Origin of the sequence: Kordiimonas sp. (assembly GCF_048264555.1) — a bacterium.
Classification (GTDB): Bacteria; Pseudomonadota; Alphaproteobacteria; order Sphingomonadales; family Kordiimonadaceae; genus Kordiimonas.
This window is the reverse complement of record NZ_JBLXCX010000001.1, coordinates 430,207-449,804: the sequence shown is the minus strand read 5'-3', so window position 1 is coordinate 449,804 and position 19,598 is coordinate 430,207. Positions and strand designations below refer to the sequence as shown.

Annotated in this window: 23 protein-coding genes; 13 read left to right on the top strand and 10 right to left on the bottom strand. The window is 56.4% G+C overall.

The genetic code is table 11. The features are described 5' to 3' along the window. Positions 1-25: 25 nt before the first annotated feature. Complete coding sequence (locus ACN0XZ_RS02175; RefSeq protein ID WP_417456068.1) at positions 26-1,378, top strand: putative O-glycosylation ligase, exosortase A system-associated; 1,353 nt, start codon at positions 26-28, stop codon at positions 1,376-1,378. Positions 1,379-1,387: 9 nt separating this feature from the next. On the opposite strand, the gene ACN0XZ_RS02170 is transcribed toward ACN0XZ_RS02175, so the two are convergent. Together ACN0XZ_RS02170 and pspF are read right to left on the bottom strand one after the other, a co-directional pair. Then, positions 1,388-1,792: a hypothetical protein gene (locus ACN0XZ_RS02170; RefSeq protein WP_417456067.1), complete on the bottom strand. Its 405-nt coding sequence runs from the start codon at positions 1,790-1,792 to the stop codon at positions 1,388-1,390. 18 nt (positions 1,793-1,810) lie between these two features. Beyond that, positions 1,811-2,842, bottom strand: a complete 1,032-nt coding sequence (gene pspF, locus ACN0XZ_RS02165) for a phage shock protein operon transcriptional activator (protein ID WP_417456066.1) — start codon at positions 2,840-2,842, stop codon at positions 1,811-1,813. Between the two features lie 221 nt (positions 2,843-3,063). On the opposite strand from pspF, the gene ACN0XZ_RS02160 reads away from it, so the two are divergent. From ACN0XZ_RS02160 to ACN0XZ_RS02135, 6 genes are all read left to right on the top strand, one after another. Then, the gene (locus ACN0XZ_RS02160; RefSeq protein WP_417456065.1) at positions 3,064-3,234 is read left to right on the top strand and encodes a hypothetical protein; all 171 of its coding nucleotides are present in this window, start codon (positions 3,064-3,066) and stop codon (positions 3,232-3,234) included. Between the two features lie 174 nt (positions 3,235-3,408). Further along, on the top strand, positions 3,409-4,119 hold the full coding sequence (gene pspA, locus ACN0XZ_RS02155) for a phage shock protein PspA (RefSeq protein WP_417456064.1): 711 nt from the start codon (positions 3,409-3,411) through the stop codon (positions 4,117-4,119). Between the two features lie 41 nt (positions 4,120-4,160). Beyond that, positions 4,161-4,388: an envelope stress response membrane protein PspB gene (pspB, locus tag ACN0XZ_RS02150; protein ID WP_417456063.1), complete on the top strand. Its 228-nt coding sequence runs from the start codon at positions 4,161-4,163 to the stop codon at positions 4,386-4,388. Further along, on the top strand, positions 4,375-4,767 hold the full coding sequence (gene pspC / locus ACN0XZ_RS02145) for an envelope stress response membrane protein PspC (RefSeq protein WP_417456062.1): 393 nt from the start codon (positions 4,375-4,377) through the stop codon (positions 4,765-4,767). The genes pspB and pspC overlap by 14 nt, the downstream gene beginning before the upstream one ends. Before the next feature lie 160 nt (positions 4,768-4,927). Further along, complete coding sequence (locus tag ACN0XZ_RS02140) at positions 4,928-5,518, top strand: PAS domain-containing protein (protein WP_417456061.1); 591 nt, start codon at positions 4,928-4,930, stop codon at positions 5,516-5,518. Positions 5,519-5,583: 65 nt separating this feature from the next. Then, positions 5,584-6,138, top strand: a complete 555-nt coding sequence (locus tag ACN0XZ_RS02135) for a PAS domain-containing protein (protein ID WP_417456060.1) — start codon at positions 5,584-5,586, stop codon at positions 6,136-6,138. A gap of 37 nt (positions 6,139-6,175) precedes the next feature. Here the strand turns inward: ACN0XZ_RS02135 and ACN0XZ_RS02130 are convergent, their stop codons facing one another. Together ACN0XZ_RS02130 and ACN0XZ_RS02125 are read right to left on the bottom strand one after the other, a co-directional pair. Next, positions 6,176-7,780, bottom strand: a complete 1,605-nt coding sequence (locus tag ACN0XZ_RS02130; protein ID WP_417456059.1) for an amidohydrolase family protein — start codon at positions 7,778-7,780, stop codon at positions 6,176-6,178. Positions 7,781-7,913: 133 nt separating this feature from the next. Then, the gene (locus ACN0XZ_RS02125) at positions 7,914-9,275 is read right to left on the bottom strand and encodes a spinster family MFS transporter (RefSeq protein WP_417456058.1); all 1,362 of its coding nucleotides are present in this window, start codon (positions 9,273-9,275) and stop codon (positions 7,914-7,916) included. 139 nt (positions 9,276-9,414) lie between these two features. Between ACN0XZ_RS02125 and ACN0XZ_RS02120 the strand changes: the two genes are divergently transcribed. Continuing rightward, complete coding sequence (locus ACN0XZ_RS02120) at positions 9,415-9,831, top strand: SufE family protein (RefSeq protein WP_417456057.1); 417 nt, start codon at positions 9,415-9,417, stop codon at positions 9,829-9,831. Between the two features lie 82 nt (positions 9,832-9,913). On the opposite strand, the gene ACN0XZ_RS02115 is transcribed toward ACN0XZ_RS02120, so the two are convergent. The 4 genes from ACN0XZ_RS02115 to ACN0XZ_RS02100 all read right to left on the bottom strand — a co-directional run bounded on the left by ACN0XZ_RS02115 (position 9,914) and on the right by ACN0XZ_RS02100 (position 14,617). Then, positions 9,914-11,329: a sodium-dependent transporter gene (locus ACN0XZ_RS02115; RefSeq protein ID WP_417456056.1), complete on the bottom strand. Its 1,416-nt coding sequence runs from the start codon at positions 11,327-11,329 to the stop codon at positions 9,914-9,916. A gap of 227 nt (positions 11,330-11,556) precedes the next feature. Then, positions 11,557-12,369, bottom strand: coding sequence for a hypothetical protein (locus ACN0XZ_RS02110; protein ID WP_417456055.1), 813 nt, complete (start codon positions 12,367-12,369; stop codon positions 11,557-11,559). Then, positions 12,353-13,093, bottom strand: coding sequence for a carbonic anhydrase (locus ACN0XZ_RS02105; RefSeq protein WP_417456054.1), 741 nt, complete (start codon positions 13,091-13,093; stop codon positions 12,353-12,355). The genes ACN0XZ_RS02110 and ACN0XZ_RS02105 overlap by 17 nt, the downstream gene beginning before the upstream one ends. A 102-nt stretch (positions 13,094-13,195) precedes the next feature. After that, positions 13,196-14,617 (bottom strand): PLP-dependent aminotransferase family protein, encoded by a 1,422-nt coding sequence (locus tag ACN0XZ_RS02100; protein WP_417456640.1) that lies wholly within the window; start codon positions 14,615-14,617, stop codon positions 13,196-13,198. A 108-nt stretch (positions 14,618-14,725) separates the two neighbouring features. On the opposite strand from ACN0XZ_RS02100, the gene ACN0XZ_RS02095 reads away from it, so the two are divergent. From ACN0XZ_RS02095 to ACN0XZ_RS02085, 3 genes are read left to right on the top strand one after another with little or no spacing between them, the layout of a single operon-like run. Further along, positions 14,726-15,379, top strand: coding sequence for a pyridoxamine 5'-phosphate oxidase family protein (locus ACN0XZ_RS02095; protein WP_417456053.1), 654 nt, complete (start codon positions 14,726-14,728; stop codon positions 15,377-15,379). A 10-nt stretch (positions 15,380-15,389) separates the two neighbouring features. Further along, positions 15,390-15,698 carry a DUF1272 domain-containing protein gene (locus ACN0XZ_RS02090; RefSeq protein ID WP_417456052.1) on the top strand — a complete coding sequence of 103 codons (309 nt, stop codon included), beginning with the start codon at positions 15,390-15,392 and terminating at the stop codon, positions 15,696-15,698. Between the two features lie 27 nt (positions 15,699-15,725). Then, positions 15,726-16,403 carry a GNAT family N-acetyltransferase gene (locus tag ACN0XZ_RS02085; protein WP_417456051.1) on the top strand — a complete coding sequence of 226 codons (678 nt, stop codon included), beginning with the start codon at positions 15,726-15,728 and terminating at the stop codon, positions 16,401-16,403. A 198-nt stretch (positions 16,404-16,601) separates the two neighbouring features. Here ACN0XZ_RS02085 and ACN0XZ_RS02080 read toward each other — a convergent pair whose 3' ends face one another. Continuing rightward, the gene (locus ACN0XZ_RS02080; RefSeq protein WP_417456050.1) at positions 16,602-17,513 is read right to left on the bottom strand and encodes a DMT family transporter; all 912 of its coding nucleotides are present in this window, start codon (positions 17,511-17,513) and stop codon (positions 16,602-16,604) included. Positions 17,514-17,659: 146 nt separating this feature from the next. Here ACN0XZ_RS02080 and ACN0XZ_RS02075 point away from each other — a divergent pair, with 146 nt between their 5' ends. Beyond that, positions 17,660-18,130, top strand: a complete 471-nt coding sequence (locus ACN0XZ_RS02075) for an Lrp/AsnC family transcriptional regulator (RefSeq protein ID WP_417456049.1) — start codon at positions 17,660-17,662, stop codon at positions 18,128-18,130. 9 nt (positions 18,131-18,139) lie between these two features. Here the strand turns inward: ACN0XZ_RS02075 and ACN0XZ_RS02070 are convergent, their stop codons facing one another. Continuing rightward, a complete protein-coding gene (locus tag ACN0XZ_RS02070; protein ID WP_417456048.1) occupies positions 18,140-18,655 on the bottom strand; it encodes a J domain-containing protein in 516 nt (171 codons plus the stop codon). A 256-nt stretch (positions 18,656-18,911) separates the two neighbouring features. On the opposite strand from ACN0XZ_RS02070, the gene ACN0XZ_RS02065 reads away from it, so the two are divergent. Beyond that, positions 18,912-19,595, top strand: coding sequence for a DNA-3-methyladenine glycosylase I (locus ACN0XZ_RS02065; RefSeq protein WP_417456047.1), 684 nt, complete (start codon positions 18,912-18,914; stop codon positions 19,593-19,595). Positions 19,596-19,598: the final 3 nt, after the last annotated feature.

Here is a 19,598-nt window from a genome sequence, read left to right as displayed (position 1 = left end):
TCTTAAAGCAAAGGGAAGTGCTGTCATGCGTGGTGCGATTGTCGCCCTTTTGATGTTTATGTGGATGCCTTTCATCCTCTTCAAACCCTTCGTCGGGATTTTGTTGTGGGACTGGATTTCGCACATGAACCCGCACAAGCAGACCTATGGCTTTGCAATGTTCTTCCCGTTTCTGGACTTTGTGGCGGCGCTCACGATTGGCGGGCTGCTTCTCAGCAAGGATAAAAAAAGTCTGCCCGCCCATCCGATTGTGGCGATTATTCTCATATATTTTGTGTGGGTGACCTTCACCACCATCCTCGGTTTTGAGCCAAGCTATTCGGTTGAGAAATATACCTATGTGTTCAAGGTGCTGTTGTTTGCCTTTGTGGCAATGATGGTGATGCAGTCGCCGAATCGGTTGAAAGCCTTCGTGTTTGTGATGGTGGCCTCGCTTGCTTACATCGGTATCAAAGGTGGGCTTTTTACCATCATGACAGGGGGTAGCGGTCGTGTGCAGGGCGCGGGCGGCATGATGGAGGACAACAACCAGCTTGCGATGGCGATGGCGATGCTGTTGCCGCTCGCCATGTATTTTGTGCAGTATCCGCCGCTCAAGATACTCAAGTGGCCATTTGCTGGTGCCACGGTTGCTATCATGCTGTCGATTGTGGGTACCCAGTCCCGTGGCGGGTTTGTCGCGCTTGCGGCCGTGATGGGCATGATGCTCCTAAAAACCAAATATAAGTTCAAGCTGATTGCTGTGCTGATCCCCCTCATTGTTGGTGGTCTCTATTTCATGCCGGACAGTTGGAAAAACCGGATGCAGAGTACGGAGAACGCAACGGAGGATTCGAGCTTTCAGGGGCGGGTGGTGATGTGGCGGTTCTCGTCAAATGTGGCGGATGACAATCCCATTGAAGGCGGTGGGTATAACGTCTTTTATATTCGCCGCGCACAGGAACTTTATATGCCTCCGGGCGAGACAGCGCGGGCGCCACACTCGGCCTATTTTGAAGTGTTGGCGGAGCATGGATACACCGGCCTCCTGCTATATTTGAGTATGCTGCTGACCGGATGGTACGCGGCGGGTACCGTTGCAAAGGATATGCGCAAACATGAGGAAACCAAGTGGATCGGGGATCTCAGCGCCGCCATTCAGCTTGGGCTCGTGGGGTATGCGGTTGGTGGGCTCACGGTGAATATTGCCACGTTTGACCTCTTCTACCACTATCTGGCTGTGATCGTGATGTGCTCAAACGTGGGCAATGAGATTCTGAAACGCCAGACCTTCAAGCTGTCAGATGATGGGAAAACCGTGGTGGCGGCGGGTCCGAAAAAATGGTCGCCGCCCAAACCCACGTCACAAGCCGCGCGTGAGAAGGCTAACCCCATTTAAGGGCAGGGGCTAAGGCTGGTCGCTACCTTGGGTGGGAGACTGTTTGGCGGCGGCTTCGTTTTCCTGCATGCGGGTGATCGCACTTTCGCCCGCGTCTGCGCGGCGGCGAATGAAGGCGACGAGCAAACCAACAACGGCACCAGCTGCAATCACCACGGCAAACAGCATGAAGAAACCCAGAACCCAGGCCGCGAGGCTATAGAGTGATTCACAGCCGTCTTCACAAATGGCGGTGGTTGGGTCCCCCACCCAAAGGCGGAAGGCCGCGTAAGCGGCGAGCATCACAGCAATAAGGCCAAAAATATTCCGCGTGCTCAAAAGCGCGGTTTTTTTCGCGCGCTGGCGCTGGCGTTTATGAATGAACGGGTTCTCTGACATGGCCGCACTATGGCGCTGGCTGCGTGGTATGGTCAAGACAAGATCGCATCACCTCTAGAGGAGGTCATGTTTCTTCAGCGCGTGCCGCAACTGGTCGTAGCTGAGGTTCAGATGTTTGGCGGCAACCCGCTGGTTAAACCGTGCGTCTTCCATGGCGTGGGAGAGAAGTTTCTTCTCATAAGCTATGACGGTTTCCTTAAAACAGAAGGGGCCGTCGGGAAGCTCTCGCTTGGGGGGCTCCTTGCTTTCCGCCGGTGGTGCGACAGGGGCCGGTTGCGCCGTCATACGGTTTCTTTTCACGGGCGGGCGATAGGGGCTGTCAAACGGGTCAAACACAATATCGCAGATCGGTTTTTCACCGTCCCATGCCCGGTAGATCGCGCGTTCAACCACATTCTTGAGCTCCCGCACATTGCCCGGCCACCTGTGGCACATCATCTCGTCCTCGGCTTTGTCGCTAAAACCGGGGAAGACGAGCCACTCAAGCTCCCGCGCCATGTTGCGGCCGAAATGTTCCGCAAGCAGCATGATGTCTTCCGGGCGCTCCCGAAGGGGCGGTACAGTGATGACATCAAAGGCCAGCCGGTCGAGAAGGTCATGCCTGAACTCGCCCGCGTCGGCTGCTGCCGGCAGGTCGATGTTGGTGGCACCCACAACGCGCACGTCCACCTCGATCGTCTCATTGCCGCCAACACGTTCAAATTCGCCATATTCAATCACGCGCAGGAGCTTCTCCTGGGCGGACATGCTCATGGTGCCAATCTCGTCAAGGAACAGGCTGCCCTGGTCGGCCGCCTCAAAGCGGCCTGCGCGCCTGTTGCGGGCACCGGTGAAAGCACCGGGCTCATACCCAAAAAGTTCGCTCTCAAGCAGGGTTTCCGCAAGCGCCGCGCAGTTCATTTTCTGGAACGGCCTGTTCCAGCGGTTGGAAAGATAGTGCAGGCGCGCGGCAATCAGCTCCTTACCTGTGCCGCGTTCACCGATCACCAGAAGGGGGCGGTCAAGAGGGGCGGCGCGGCTGATACGGTCCATCAGGTCGAGGAAAGCGGGCGAGCTGCCGATAATCTGATCTTGGCGTAATTCCATGGTGCTGAATATTAGTATTTTTCACTAACTATTAGCAAATATAATCAGCATGAATATCGAATATTTTGAGTGATTATAAAAATATCCTTTAAATTCAATGGCTTAATTTTTTCTCAAAAACTGGCACGCCCCCTGCAAATATTGGATCGTCAGCGAGAGATACAGAAAAAGACTGACAGAAAAACAACAAAGACAGCGAACGGAACTAGAGGACACAAACGATGAACAAGATGTTGCAACTTAGCTCAGCCCTTTCAGCCATGAACGACACAAGCGCAGAGCTTGATGGCATGATTGCCGGTTTTGGCCTGATCCGCCAGTCGGAAGGCCGCAACCAGAGCGTAGAGCGTCGTAATCGCCGCATTGAGCGTCGTCGTCGCCGTTTCCACTAGTTTCAACGCCTAGCCCGGCGTCTGCGAGGGGACGCCGGGTCAGCGACTAAAAGAGGCCAAGGTTAAAGTGGCCCAGGTTGCTCTCGAGCATAAATCGGGGAGGAAGTCCCAGAAAAAATGGCCGCGAAAGCCACCCGGGACACGTAAGCGAGGACTTAAGAAAGGACAATAAAAATGGGTATTTTTTCCCGCCTGACCGACATCATCAACTCCAATATCAATGCCATTCTCGATAAAGCCGAGGATCCTGAAAAAATCATCCGCATGGTTATTCAGGAGATGGAAGATACGCTGGTTGAGGTTCGTTCTTCCGCTGCGAAAACAATCGCAGACCAGAAAGACCTCGAGCGTCGCATCAAAAAAACCTCAAGCGCACAGGCTGAATGGGAGAAAAAAGCAGAGCTTGCTATCTCCAAGGGTCGTGACGATCTCGCCAAGGGCGCGCTGATCGAGAAAGCCAAAGTGGCTGATATGGAAGCGCACCTCAAGGAAGAGCTGAAGCATCTTTCCGAGGCGCTGACGCGGAACGAGGAAGATGTCATCAAGCTTGATGCCAAACTGCGTGAAGCACGGGCGAAGAAAGCCAGCATGCAGGCGCGGCACAAGTCAGCCACCAACCAGGTTCGGGTTCGCAAGAACCTCTATGACAACCGTATCCAGGACGCGTTTGACCGCTTTGATAAGGTAGATGCCCGTCTTGACCGCCTTGAAGGTGAAGCAGAAGCCATGACGATCGGTCGCGGTGAAAACCTTGAAGATCAGTTCCGTGCACTTGAAGCGGACGATGATATCGAGAAAGAGCTTGCAGCCCTTAAGGCTAAATCAAGCGGTGGTGCTGCAAAGCCAGCTGCCAAGGCACCTGCAAAAAAACCGGCGTCGAAATAATCGGCGCCCACCCACAATAAGAAAAAGAGGAAGGGTCAACAATGGAAGTCATACCAATATTACTGTTGGTGATCGTGGCGCCGCTCTGGATCATTTTCCACTACATCACGAAGTGGAAGCAGATGAAGGGCATCACAGCAGAAGACGAAGCGTCACTGGGTGATCTGCGTACCGCCGCCGACAGGTTAGAGGACCGGTTGCGCACCATGGAACGCATCATGGACGATGAAGTACCAGACTGGAGGAGCCGCCATCATGACAAGTTTTAACAGCCGCCCCACCAAACTTTATAAAATCCCCGAAGAAGGGCGTTTCATGGGGGTATGTGCCGGGATTGCAGATTATCTTGGCGTCAAGGTTGGACTTGTTCGGTTCCTCACTATCGTCGGTGCGATCTTCACAGGCTTCTGGCTCTTTATCATCGGGTATTTTGTGCTTGGCATGGCACTGGACCCCCGCCCCGAAGGCCTCTACCGCGACGACAAGGAAGAGGAGTTCTGGCGCCAGACACGCAAGAGCCCGGACTATACAGCAGCAGAGCTGCGCCGCCGCTTCCGCGATATCGAGCGCCGCACAAGCGAGATGGAGACCTATATGACCAGCAAACGGTTCCGGCTTGAAAGGGAACTCCGGGCGCTGGAAGACTAGACGGACAGGACTTAGACACTCACTTTCCCATCCTCTCCAGGACGAGAAAGGCAAGGGCGGGATCTTCCCGCCCTCTTTTTTGATCATTTAATGAGCCTTGTCAGTTGCTTGTATGGTATTGCATCCCTAATATGCGGCTGTGTTCATGTGAGGCTGGTATATGCTTAAGGCTATTGAGGACAACGAAATTTTCCGGGCTGTTTTTGAGGTGTGGGATAGCATCAGGTCTGATGGTCAGATTATACCAACGCGCGACCGGTTTAACCCCATGTCGCTTGGGCCCGCGTTGCCGAATATTGTGCTCGTTCAGCGCGCTGGCCGTGGGCACTATGAATACCGGGTCATGGGTACGGCCGTCAGTGCCCGCCAGCAGGAAAACCCGGTCGGCTTCAACATGCTTGAATATTTTGTGCCTGAGGTTCGCGAGTTTCTGAGCGACTGGTTTGAGGCCATGAGTTCCCACGGCTGTGGCACACTCACCACGATGGACCTCGTATACAACAACGAAGCGGGCCGGGGTGCACAGGTGCTTGGCCTGCCGCTGCTTGGTAAAGGCGGTGAGGGTGATTATTACCTCTTTGGCAATTATGCCTGGGGGGAAAAACACCCGGATGAGCTTGGTGGGCTCATCAGCGCGGGTGCCAATCACCTTGAATGTGTTGGTGTGGATATCGGTGCAGGTGTGCCGAAGCTTGCTAACCAGCCGCGCGGCAAACGCTCTCTCTTTCGCGCGTTCCAGAAGAATAAATAGCTATTTTCCATAAGCATTTTTGAGCACGCGCAAGCTATGGTATCCTGTGTCCTGCAGGAGAGGCCATGGAGCATGTGAGCGGAAAATTCATTCCTTTTTATGACGTCTGGTCCGCCTTTCGGGAGCCGGGGCAGTTGGTGCCGCTCTGGCAAAATGTCAGGCCGATGATGTTTGGTGATTTGCTTGCTCATGTCACCATGGTGAAAAAATACGGCCCCCGCGACTATCGCTATCGGCTCCTCGGCTCAGAGGTCAACCTCAAGATGGGGGACGACCCGGTTGGCGAAGACTTCTTCAAATATCTGCCCAAGCATCTGCATGACTATGCCTATAAGTGGCTGGACAAGATCGTTGCGCAACCGTGTGCGGCCTGGCACGAAATGAGCCTTGAGTTCGCTGACAATAAATCCCGCCGGTATGAAAGCCTCAACCTGCCCATCAGGGGCACCCATGGCGAGATTGACACCTTCCTCTATTTCAATAAAGGTTGGCAGCCGCAGCCCGGTGAAAACCTTGGCCCGCTCCTGAGTTCTGGCGCTGAGTTTTTCACTATCGAGCCCGTGGATGTGGGCGCGGGTATTCCCGATACTGCACCGCTCCTGAAAGCTGCAAAGCTTTAGCCCGGAGAAGCGGTGCAATACCTGAACGTTTAAGTGGCTATTTGGCCGGACTGTTGGCAATTGCCAGCGGTTTGTCCGGGTTCATGCCAGCCTCGATTTTAGCGTCGCGCACCATCTTGCGTACGTCGGCCCGCAGTTTTTCGGCGTCAAAGACAATACCGTCCTTGATGGTCCAGCGTACCCCGCCAACCCGCTCAACAAGGCCGGTTTCCCGGTTCAGTTTCACGGCACCTGTGCCGTAAAGCACCTTGAAGTTATGGAGCGGGTTTTCATCCACCACCACGATGTCAGCTTTCTTGCCAACTTCAACGGCGCCAATTTCGCTCTCCATCCCCAGCTCCTGCGCGCCAATTGTGGTGGCAGAGCGGATAACCTCAAGCGGGTGGAAACCAGCCTCCTGCAGAAGCTCAAACTCCTGAATGTAGCCAAAGCCATAGAGGCTGTAGATATAGCCGGTGTCGCTGCCGACACCCACTTTGCCGCCCCGGTTTTTATAGTCGTTGATGAACTGCATCCAAAGTTTGTAGTTCTTCTTCCACTCGATCTCGTGTTCTGTGGTCCAGTCAAACCAGTAGGAGCCGTGGGCTTCCGCGCTCGGGCGGTAGAAATCCCACAGGGCTGGCATGGTGTATTCGTCGTGCCATACGGCGCGGCTCATGCGCATCAAATCGCGGGAGGCAACATAAATGGTGAAGGTGGGGTTGATGGCAAAATCACGCTCGAGCAGCGTATTCATCACCTCGTTCCATTTTGGTGAGCCGGGTTTGGCCGCTTGTTTCCAAAGCTTCCCGGCCTCGCCAAAACGGTCCATCTCGTCCGTGTAGATATAGTCAGCCGGATAGTCCTGAATAAGCTTGTCTTCAAACATGGCTTCCGGCAGGCCGTACCAATGTTCCATGCTATCAAGCCCATGGGCGGTGGTGTCGAGCACATTGGCGTCGGTCACGGCTGTTTGTGAGTGGTGCATGGTGGTGGGCAGGCCAAGCTTTTCCGCTTCATCAAGCCCCGCCATCAGCACAGCTTTGGGGTTGCCGACAAATTTCACACCGTCCGCGCCCATTTTCTTGAAGCGCTGGATGGTCTCGCGGGCTTCCTTCACGCTTTTGATGCCTGAGAAGGCCGGGTAGGCCACAAGCCGGGGCGCTGTGATCTCATTCGCCGCACTACGTTTCTTGAAATCAAGCGTACGTTCAAACCCGCTGAAACCAACGATGCGGGCGGTGGTCACACCGTGGGCGAGCCACAGCTTGAAGATATAGTCGGGGGCGACACCTTGGCCAAAATCCTTGCCGTGGATATGGGCGTGCACGTCCACAAAGCCGGGCAGGATGTATTTGCCGGTGACGTCCAGCTCGCGGTCGCCTTTTGCGGGGCGACCTTCTTCCTTGATTGGGCTGCCGGGCACACCAACCACTTTGATCTCGGTGATGCGGTTGTTCTCGATCACCACATCAGCGGGGCCGTAGGCCGGGCCGCCGGTGCCGTCGATAATATAGCCGCCTCTGAGCACAAGGCGTTCATAGCGGCCTTCACCGTCTGTGCCGTCAGGCAGTTCGTCTTTTGTGCTATCTGCGGCAGACAGGCCAAAGCCTAAAGACGCAATGGCCAGAGCCGTGAGGCCCAAACGTTTGAGCGTATTCATTCCTGCTCCCCCTTGTTGTTCTCGTGTCGATCCTGGGCGCGCGGGGAGGCAGCCTCCTCCCCCATATGCGCCCTTATGAAACCCAAGGGGATACAGTACATATTTTAGGCGACAGGTACAGCCCGCCGTTTGCTTATGACGCGGGGGTCTCCACCGTTTGTGCCAATGCCTTCTGGCGCTCTTCCTCTTCCACCACGGCGGCGGCAAAAGCTTTGCGCCCCCAAAGCAGCAGGCCAATACAGGCGGGTGTTGTGATGGCCGCAACAAGCGCAAGCGAATAGTTGAGCATCATCTCGTCACCAAACAGATAGTCGGTGAAAAAGCCGATGAGCCACGGGCCGGAGCCATAGCCGATAATGCTGGTGCACAGCACATAAAGCGCAATGACCTGCCCGCGCATCTGGTTCGGCGTGATGATCTGGAGGGCCGCAAAGGCGACACCGGACGGCAGGTTGATAAAGAGATTGGAAAGCCCGAGCACGACCCACACCGTTGTTATGTCCTGCATGAACGGCAGGATCAGGGCGGGGATACCGTATCCAAGCGGCGCCACAAGAAGCGCGCGGATGTGCGCATCCTTTTTGCCTTGTTTGAACCAACTGTCGGCGAGATAACCGCCAAGCAATAGCCCAATGGGCCCCGTGATGATGGAGATGGAGCCAAACACCTTACCGGCCTCACCGGGCATCACGCCGTGATAGCGGTAGAAGAAAAAAGCGAGGAAAATGAGCGTGCCAAAACCAAGCATTGCCACAAAAGAAACACCAAAACAGATGCCAGCATAAGCGCGGAAACGGCCCAGCACATGTTTTGCGACCACTGAGATGGGCAGGCTCGCGCTCTCACTTGCCACGCCGCCTTTACGGATGGGTTCCTTGATGGTGAACATAAGAAGCGTGAGCAGGATACCCGGCAGGCCCACCATCAGGAGGGCTTTTTGCCAGTTCCCCAAAAGGCCAAAGCCGGGGATGGCGATATCGGGCATGGTTTCCGCGAGGTCAATGACCGTGCCGCCTACAATGAAAGCAAGCGCCGAGCCGATGGGAATGCCCATGGAATAAACGCTTAGCGCCGTTGAAAGCCGTTCTTTCGGGAAGCTGTCCGCCAGCAGGGAGTTGGCGGCGGGCGCCAGTGTTGCCTCGCCCACACCCACACCAATCCGCAAAAGGAAAAGTGTGGTGAAACTGCGCGCGAGCGACGAAGCGGCGGTCATCAAACTCCAGAGCAGCAGGCCCGCGGCGATAAGCCCGCGCCGGCTGCGGCTGTCTGCGATCCGGGCGCAGAACAGGCCAAAGACAGTATAGAACACCGCAAAGGCAAAGCCGGTCAGCACCCCGAACTGGGTGTCAGAAATACCAAAATCTGCCTTGATCGCGGGGCCAAGCAGGCCAAGAATCTGCCGGTCGATGAAAGAAAAGGTGTAGATAACCAGCAGCAATGCCACCATATACCACGCATAGGCCGGGCGTGGATAACCGGTTTGGTTCGATGACATAGGCGCTCCCCTCGCTTTGCCCGAAGGCTGTCATTCGGTTTTTGGCCTTTTATTCACTGGCCTGATCCTTTAGACACTCGAGACATTAGGTCGGGCGAAACGCCTGACTGTCAAGGTACCGTAGCGTTTGGGATATACGATGTCGCTTGAAAATACAACGATCGTTGAAATTTTGGATACATTTGAGTTTCTCGAGGATTGGGAAGACAAGTATCGCTATATCATTGATCTGGGCCGCAAGCTGCCGCCGCTCAGCGACGATGAGATGACGGACGAATACAAGGTGCGCGGTTGCCAGAGCCAGGTTTGGCTGGTGCCTGAGGTGGACGCAGAAGGCCGCATCATCCTGCGCGGTGACAGCGACGCCCATATCGTCAAGGGGCTGGTGGCGCTTATGCTCTTGATCTTCTCAGGCAAAACCCCGGCGGAGATCAAGGCGACGGACGCGCGAGCGATCCTTGACCAGCTTGGCCTCGCGTCCCACCTGTCGCCCCTGCGCGCCAACGGGCTTTTTGCGATGGTGGAGCGCATCTACGGCATTGCCGAAGCCGCCTGATTAGCCGCCTGACAGGCATGCGCTTGAGGCAATGAAAAAGGGGCCACGTGGGCCCCTTTATTGTTTCTACCAGTCAGCTCATCTAACCGGCGATGGTATCGAAGATGATCTTGACAAAAATCACACCAACCGCAATCGGACTCACGAAACGCACAAGGAAGTACCAGATGCGGAAGCTGCGGTCTTCGATCGCCAGCTCGTCCATCATGGCTTTGCGGCTCACGAACCAGCCAACAAAGAGCGCGGTAAACATGCCCGCAAGTGGCATCATGATATTGTTGGTGAGGAAGTCTTTTGCATCCATGATGTTCACACCGAAGATGCGAACGTCCGAGAGCAGGTTTGAACCTTGGCTGTATGCCGACAGCACACCAAGAAGGCCCGCGGCCACACCCATGGTGATCGCAACCTTGCGGCGGCTCATGCTGGTTTTCTCTGCCACATAGGATACAGGCGGCTCAAGAAGTGAGATCGCGCTCGTAACCGCTGCAACCGCGAGCAACGCGAAGAAGAGCGTACCCACAAGCCCGCCAAGCGGCATCTGACCAAAGGCAATCGGCAAGGTCATGAACACAAGGCCGCCGCCCTGGCCTACATCAAGGCCGTAAGCAAATACGATCGGGAAGATCGCGAGGCCTGCCATTAGCGCAACGGCGCTGTCGGCGCTTGCGATAATCACGGCAGATTTGCCGAGGTTCACGTCACGGCGCAGGTATGAGCCGTAGGTCATGATCGAACCAAGCGCGAGCGAGAGCGAGAAGAAAGACTGCCCAAGCGCCTGCAACACCGTATCAAGGCTGAAATGCCGCGTAACTTCCCCGCTGGCCAAAACCGTCTCTTTATAGAAGAGCTGGTCGAAATCCGGGTTGAACAGGAAGTCGAGCGTCGCGACAAACGCACCGTTGAACGCAGAGTAGATCACGAGGATCAGCAGGAGTGCAAAAAGCGCAGGCATCAAAAGCGTCACCGCTTTTTCAAGGCCACCCTGCACGCCTTTGGCCACGATAAAGATGGTGATGCCCATAAAGGCCACATGCGAGACAATCGTCATCACCGGGTCGCTGATATAGGCAAGGAATGTTTCCTGGCTCGCTGCTGCCGTGATGCCAGAGAAGGCACCCATGGCTGACTTCGCCATATAGGCGAGCGTCCAGCCACCCACGACCGAGTAGAAGCTGATGACGATAAACGCACCAACAACACCAGACCAACCGATGAGCGACCACAGCGGGCTGCGGCCTTCCTCTTTGGCGATTTTTGCCATCGAGTTGATCGGCGACATTTGCCCGCGACGACCGAGCGAAAGCTCAGCCACCAGCATTGGCACACCAATAACAAAAACGAAAATCAGGTACACAAGCACAAAGGCGCCACCGCCGCCCTGGCCCGCTTCATATGGAAATTTCCAGATATTCCCAAGACCAACAGCACTACCCACCGCTGCCAGCATGAATGCCCATTTTGAAGACCAATGGGCGTGTTGTGTGGCTCCAGCCATTATTCCCTCTCCCCAGAGTACTAGGTACGCATGCTGACGACTGTGAACGCCAGCTACATAAGTTGCAGGCTTTCTAGCCTGTTTCTTTATAACGGCCACATGGTTCTGCAGCCCATAAAAACGGCGCCATCATAGGCAGATGACGCCGCGATAACCAGCCTGAAATTGGTTTGGTGCCTAGTGAGGATACCCACGGGGCTTTCCCGTCCATCCAAACGGCCTCTAAGTTACTGAGAAGTATCAAGAACCGCGCAATAGTCACCCTGGCTTTTCACCTGGTTGCACATCGTCTGCGCGTCAGATTTTTCCTGAAGGCGCACGCCAAGCCGCAGGGCGAAGCCGCCCACGTTCACTTCCCACTGATCGATAATACCGCTCAGCGCCGGGTATTTTTTCTCCAGGATGCTTTTGGAGGATACCGCCTGCTCATAAGACCGGTAGGACGCCAGATGTGCGAACCAGCGACCGAGGGGCGAGCTACCGCTCGGGCGGGTCACATCGCGGCGGGGGCCGGTGTTGCCGGCTGCGGGCGCGGTGCGCGTAACGTCCGCCGGTTTCTCCGTCATGGCTGGCAGGCCGTGGTCAAGCCTGACCGGCTGCATGCGAGCCACGTCCATGGTCTGTAATTCGCTGGCAATGATAGCGAGGCGACGACCAGCTTCAGAGCCGACCATGCCGTCAGCCATTATTTCATTGCCGCACCGCATGAAAACCATATCCCGTGAACCAGAGTTCATGAGCGAGGCATAAACACGGCGGGCGGCCACGGGCTTGCCGCTCTGCTCAAGCGCGAGGCCGGTATAAAATCTGTCAGGCGCGGAGGATAAAGGTTCGCTCATCAGCATGCGGGCAGCGTCAATCGCGCGCCCTTCGCACATGGCTTGCTCAACTGCGTCGCTGGCCCTTTGCACACTTGCGCCTTGTGGTCTTACGCTTCGGCCTGTGCCGCCGGTTGCACAAGCGCCGAGGAGCAGGAGCACCGTGGTGAGGCTAACCAGCTTGAGGCCAGCCCGGTGCGGGATATCAGTTAGGCAGCGCATCTAGGATCATCCGATTGTTGCGCGGCTGCAGGGGTCGCGCATTTCCCCCCATGATACCGTTTATGACGGCTATCTGTTCTTTCGAGAACTCTACCGGTTCCTTGAAGACATACCAGTTCACCCCCTCTGTGCAGGGTGGATGGGTTTCCGAGCCCATATAACGGTAATAGGCGCCATCGTTGGGCATCAGGTCGCGGGCGTTGATCTTGATCTCGGGCCTGCGGGATGTTTGGTCTGGCTCGATAGGGAGGTGCGGCCACAGCTCTTCGGCGGCTATATTGGCGGCTCCCTCTTTTACCAGCACCGCAACACGGGCAAGGGTGCCGTCTGCTGCTCGGTGGTCAAAATGAATTTCCATCGGGAAGCTTTGGGCCATCACATAATGTTCGCCGGGCGTGTGGAAATGAAAGCCGGTCAGCTCAAAACTTTTATCGCCCACCTTGAGCATGCTGCCCGGCGCATAATCAAAGCGCACCGTGCGGCGGTCGTTTTTCATATCAACGGGTGAAACACCGTAATTGGTTTCAAGCCGGTTCAGGAGAACAGCTTCGGTGCCTTCCATCATGATCGGGGACTGCATGGAACCGTTGGCGCACACGCTGGAAACAGCCCCCCAGCTATCAGGACCATTGGAGCCGGAATAGCTCCAGTTATCCTGCGCGGAGGCTGACGCGGCAAGTGCAGTTGCCATGAAAAGTGATCCAACCGGTCTGGTCCAGTTCATAAGTCTCTCCCGAATATAAGGTCCTGTGCGGTGCGGCCCCTAGCTGCACACCCGCCCCCGCGGTGGCCCCTGTCGCTATAGGCTACTATGGCGCGGATTTTATTAAAAGCCTGTTTGTTGGGATAAAAGTGTCGCCAACTCTTTGAGGCGGTTGTTAATTTCCCGTTCTTGTAGATTAGCGAATCCAAAAAGCAAACCATGTTGTGGTGCTTGCTCGCGATATGTTTCTGAAAGGGGGGAGGCACCAACGCCCGCGCGCCCCGCGATGAGGGAAAGGTCTATATCCCTCATATGGTTAAGTTTTGACGTGGCCACCACATGCAGGCCGGTGTCGGATTGCTGGAAGGTAAAATAAGGAGAAAGCCACCGCTCGGCAGCTTCCATGAAAAGCCCCAGCCGGGTTTTGTGCACACCGCGCAGGCGGCGGATATGCCGGGCAAAATGCCCTTCCTCAATGAAGCGGGTGAGCATCAACTGGTTGCTGATGCTGGGGAAGCTGTCAACCGCCGCCCGGTGCCTGAGAAGGGGCTCTACAAAACGTTCCGGCAGCACAAGATATCCAAGCCTCAGCGCCAGAAACAGGGATTTCGAGAAGCTGCCGCCATAGATGACCCGCTCCCCGCCATCGATACCCTGAAGGGAGTTGATGGGCCGCCCGGCGTAGCGAAATTCGCTGTCGTAATCATCCTCCAGCACAAAACAGTTTTCCCTTTGTGCCCAATCGAGAATCTCAAGCCTGCGTTTAAGCGGCATGGTTTGACCAAGCGGATATTGCCGTGACGGGCTTGTGATCAGAAGCCCTGCGGGCACACCGGCCATTTTGGGCGGCACAGCGCCGTCGCCATCCACCCGTGTATAGACAACAGGGTTGGACAGGGTTTTGGCGGCAGAGGTCATGCCCGGGTAGCCCGGGTCCTCAAGCACAATGGCGCGGCCTTCCTCCACCAAGCTTTCCATCACCAGCCGCACACCCTGCTGCAGGCCGGAGGTGATCACGATCTGGTCTGGCCCGGCGGTGACACCGCGCGCAGCCTCAAGATATGTGGAGATCGCACGCCGGAGCGGCAGGTACCCGGCGGGGTCGTTATAAAGAAGCTCAGCCTCGCGCGCATGCCGCCAGACGCTACCGGCAATCCGCGCCCAGATATCTGTGGGGAACTGGTCCAGCGCGGGCATGCCCGATAGTGGCCTTGCCGCTTTTTTCTCTCGTGCGCTGTGGGGGGTGCGCTCGCCGTCCGGCACGGCGGTCATGGTCAGGCTGGTGTCCGGCAGGTCAGCACTCACGTAGGTGCCAGCGCCCTGACGGGTTTCCAGATACCCTTCGGCGATCAGGTGTTCATAAGCGGCCAGAACCGTGTTGCGGGAGATGGCCAACCGGTCCGCCAGCGCGCGGCTCGCGGGCAGGCGGTGGCCCGCTGGCAGGCTGCCGTTCAGGATCGCATGCCGAAGCATGGTCTGAAGCTGCTCATTGAGCGGGGTTTCACTGCTGCCGTCCAGCCCCGGCGCAAAAAGGGTTTCGAACATGCCGTCCAAAATTGGCACCTTTAACTTAACGTAATTGGCTCTTTTTATGGGATCAATATAAACGCAATCTCCTCAGGTGAAAAGTATGCAGTTCCTGAGGATTAAAACATGGGCGATTTTGTTAAAAACGACCGAAACCGCGTGCGGCGCGGCCATAAGCGTGCGCTGTATGACGAGGAGACGGTTTACCGCATTCTCGACAGCCATTTCCTGTGCCATGTGGCGTTTGAAATGGATGGCCAGCCGCATATTCTGCCCACAAGCTACTGGCGCGAGGACAACCGGCTTTATTGGCACGGTTCAAGCGCGAGCCGGATGATCCGGCATCTTTCAAGCGGTGCGCGCGCGAGCGTGTGCGTGACCCAGCTTGACGGTCTTGTGCTGGCCCGTTCGGCCTTCAATACCAGCGCGAACTACCGCTCCGTGGTGTGTTTTGGTGTGCCGGAACTGGTGACAGACGACGCAGAGTTTGACCGCCAGATGCAATTGTTTTTTGACCAGCTTGCGCCTGCGCGCTGGGGTCAGCTTCGCCCCATGACCGCGCAGGAACGCAAAGCCACCGGCCTTCTGGTGATGGAAATTGAAGACGCCAGCGCGAAGGTGCGCGCGGGCGGCCCCGGCGACGCGGATGAGGCCGACTGGCCGGTTTGGGCCGGGCATGTAGATATCCGCACGGTAACCGGCGCGGCCCACGTGGCGCCAGAGGGGGAGAAGGCCCCGCTTAACCACAAGGTATTGCCCGCATACCACTGGGTACGCTGAGGAGAGAGAAATGCTGCAAATGCGCCCAAGCTGTGAGCACTGCGACAAGGCCCTGCCGCCCAACAGCCGGGAGGCCATGGTGTGTTCCTATGAATGCACCTTCTGTGCAGACTGTGTTGAGCATGTGCTCGGCCAGGTTTGTCCGAACTGCGGCGGTAACTTTGTGCCGCGCCCGATCCGGCCTTCCCACGAGTGGCGGCCGGGTGTTTCGCTCAGGCACCAGCCCGCGCGAGAGGATAAGGTTTTCAAGCCGGTAGACGAGCAGGACCAAAAAGAATTTGCGGCCCGCGTGCGGAAAACCGCGCCCGAGGCACGATAAGCGGGACCATCTGAGAAAGCAGGACAGATGTTTGATGTAATAGACTGGCAGCCGAAAGCCCGGCCGGGTCTTGTGATCCTTGAGGGGCGGTACGTGACGCTTGAGCCGCTTGATCTGGCGGCGCATGGCGCGGGTTTATATGCGGCTGTGGGCGGGGATGTGAACGCAGGCCTTTGGCAATATATCCCGCTTGGGCCTTTCCCCGATAAAGCCACGCTCTGTCACGCCATGAAAGAGGCGGGGCGGCACCGGGGCTGGCAAACCATGGTGATCCGCGCGCGCGAGGGCGGTGAGGCTCTCGGCATGGCAAGCTATATGCGCATCCGGGAAGAGCACGGCAGCGCCGAGGTCGGCTGTGTAGTGTTCGGCCATGCGCTGCAACGCACCCGGGGCGCGACCGAAGCCATTGCCCTGATGGCCCGGCATGTGTTTGATGACCTCGGCTACCGCCGGTTTGAATGGAAATGCAACGCGGCGAATGATGCCTCGAAGCGAGCGGCTATCCGTTTTGGTTTTGCCTATGAGGGCACCTTCCGCAACGACATGGTGATGAAGGGCAAAAACCGCGATACGGCCTGGTATTCCATGATCGATAGCGAATGGCCTGATGTTTGTGCGGCCTTCCAGCTTTGGCTCAGGCCCGAGAATTTTGACGAGCAGGGCAAACAGAAGGCCAAGCTTCAATCCTACCTGAACGCGCTTTAGCGTTTTTTCAGCACCCTTAAAAAGCTGGCCTGAGGTTGGGTATCTTCCCTTCCTCAGGCCAGTGGTGCTGGGTAAAGCGATAATACCTCGGGGGAGAGTGCTTTACCCGGAGGGGTAGTTAATTTGCGCCACACTTTACGCCACAAAAACACGCACACTTGCGCCACATATACGCCGCACTTTCGCGCACACTTTTCATCAAAGTGTGGCGTAAGTTTTGGGGGCGCGTTTCAGTTTCGGGCGCAGGCCCAGCGCAACCGCAATGCCCACCATGATGGTAAGAAGGCCGATAAATTCGATCATCGTTGGCGTCTCGCCCAGTATCAGGAACGAGAGCAAAACCGCGATGGCCGGGGTCATGGCGTTCACGATAGACGCGCGGCTAGAGCCAAGGATTCCAACGGCTTTATTGAAGAGAAGAATGGCCACAATGCCGGAGAGCACACCCTGCCATAAGCCTTGGAATACAAGGGTTTTAACCGGTACGTCGGTCAGCCCAGCCCCAAGACCAAAGAGGCCCATGATGCCAAACATCAGGAGCGAGAGGAAAGCAACCCGGCTCGCGACCATCAGCCCATCCGCAGGCCAGCGGCGCAGCAGAAACGTATAGCTCGCCCACAAGATACCGCCAGCCATGAACATCAGGTCGCCGCCCAGTGTGGCGATGCCGCCAGCCGCCCCCAGCGAAAGGCCGATAAGCCCAAGGATGATAAGGCCTGCGCCCGTGGTGCGCGTGCGGGTCAGCCGGTCACCCAGCCAGAAATGCGCGGCCAGCACGCTGATGAAAAGCACGGTGCCGGGGATAACAACACCGCCGTGGCTGGCGGGCGCAAAATAAAAGGCGCTTGAGACCAGAATGGAATAAGGCGCGCCCGCACAAAGGGTTAGCACAAGCGCCTTGCCCCAATCCCGCGCAGTAGACGGCCCACGGAAGGCAAACGGCGCGAGGATAAGCCCGGCGATGAAGAAGCGCAGCATCACAATCTGCACAGGCGTAATGTCGCCCTGAATACCGATGGAAGTAACCACAGGCCACGCCCCCCAGATAAGGGCGGCGCCCAGCCCGCATAATATGCCGATGGTGGTCTGGCGGTCGTTTTGGTTCGTCATGATCTTTATCCTGCTGTCTATGGTTTGTTGACGCACCGCTGTTTTTATAAATGTAGGGTGGGGGTCGTGTTTTTTCTTCGCATTTTTTCTGATTACGCGATAAAAAAATCCTTATCTTTGAAATAAAGCGATGAAAATATTTAAAAATGAATGATCTGGATAGTTTTGACCTTAAAATTCTCAACTGTATGCAGGAAAACAGTCGCCAGACGGCGGAGGCCATTGGCGAACAGGTAGGCCTGTCGCCCGCCGCAACCCAGCGCCGCATCAAAAAACTCCGCGAAGATGGCACCATCAAGAAGGAAGTGGCGATCCTTTGCCCGGCGGCGCTTGGCGGGCGGACCACGCTGATTGTGCAGATCATTTGCTCGTGCGGCGGTGAGGCGACGATCGAAACCTTCAAGCAGCAGATGACCAAGGTGCCCGAGGTGCAGCAGTGCTATTATGTCACTGGTTCAACAGACTTTATTTTGGTGATGACAGTGAAAGACATGAAGGATTTTGACCGCATCACCCGCAAATGGTTCTTCTCGAACCCCTCTATCGGGCGGTTTGAGACCATCGTGGCGATTGATACCTTCAAGGAAGGATTTGGCATCCCGCTTGGCATCAGCTAGGGCCGGGTATCAGGCGCCTTTGTCTTTCAACAGGTCATAGGCGGTTTGTATCTGGTGAAAACGTTCCGCCGCCGCAGGGTCGCCGGGATTGGCGTCCGGATGGTAGATTTTCGCGAGCTTGCGGTACTGTTTTTTAATGAGTTCAGGCCCGGCGCCTGGGTCCAGCTCAAGCGCGTCATAGGCAGCGTTCTCATTGGCTGTGTAACCGTCCGCATCAACCGCGCCACCCCACTCAAACGTCCGCGCACTCGCGAACGCGTCCGAGCTTTCGCTGGTGTCATTCATATGGCGGCGGGCTTCTTCGTCGCTCATGCCCTGGAAAAAATCCCAGTTTTTATTGTATTCCGCTGCGTGCGGACGGCAGAAGTACCAGCGCTCTTTTGAGCCAGGAGATTTAGGGGCCGGGTGTGCGCCTTTTTCCGAGCAGCCGGAATAGTCGCACATGCGCACGGGCTCTGCGTCCTTGTCACGGCCATACTCGCCCCAACGGGGGAATCCAAAACTTTTGATATAGTCGCTTGCCATCGTTTTATTATAAGCCGTGTGGGCTTTTCTGTCTTGTGTTCTGTCGCTCTAAAGTGGCCGGGCACTTTGGTGCACCGCGCGTCCTATTGCAATGGTTTCTTGTCCCTGTTTGCTGATTTCCATCAAAGAAATATGAGGCAGCCCCTGTAGGTGTGACAGAAACTGTCAGGAGAGTTGGCAGGTGCGTACTTTTTCGCTTGGCTGGCCAAAGGCAGGTGATTAGCGTTGCGTGGCAGGTACGAGAGGAGGCTGGGCCATGCGATCATTTGACGAGATATTTGCCATTGCGGCGGAACGCAAGGGCGGCGCGGATGCGCTTGAGGCCCTGATGCCACAGCCAAAATCAGCGGCCGAGATTGCGGCCACGCCTGACGACCGTATCCTCTCCGCCATGACACGGGGCATCTTTCAGGCCGGGTTCAGCTGGAAGGTAATCGACGCCAAATGGCCCGGCTTTGAAGAGGCGTTTGAGGGTTTTGTGCCTGTCCGCTGGAAGTTCATGTCAGATGATGACCTCGATAGTCTTGTCTCTGATAAACGTATTGTCCGCAACGGCCCCAAGATTTTAACCGTGCGTGAAAACGCTACCTTCCTGTGCGATCTTGAAGATGAATACGGTTCCGCCGCAAAATGCATCGCCGATTGGCCGATGGATGATTTTATCGGGCTTCTCGATATGCTCAAGAAACGCGGTAGCCGCCTGGGCGGCAATACCGGCCAGTATTTCCTGCGCTTTATCGGCAAGGACGGCTGGGTCCTCGGGCGTGACGGTGTGGCGGCCCTTATCCGTGAAGGTGTGGTAGACAAAACCCCAACGGGCAAAGGCGCGATGAAAGCGGTGCAGGCAGCCTATAGCCAGTGGGCGAAGGAATCCGGCCGCCCGTTCGCGCATATCTCCCGTACATTGGCCGCGAGCATAGACGCAGCACCAGCTTTATAACCC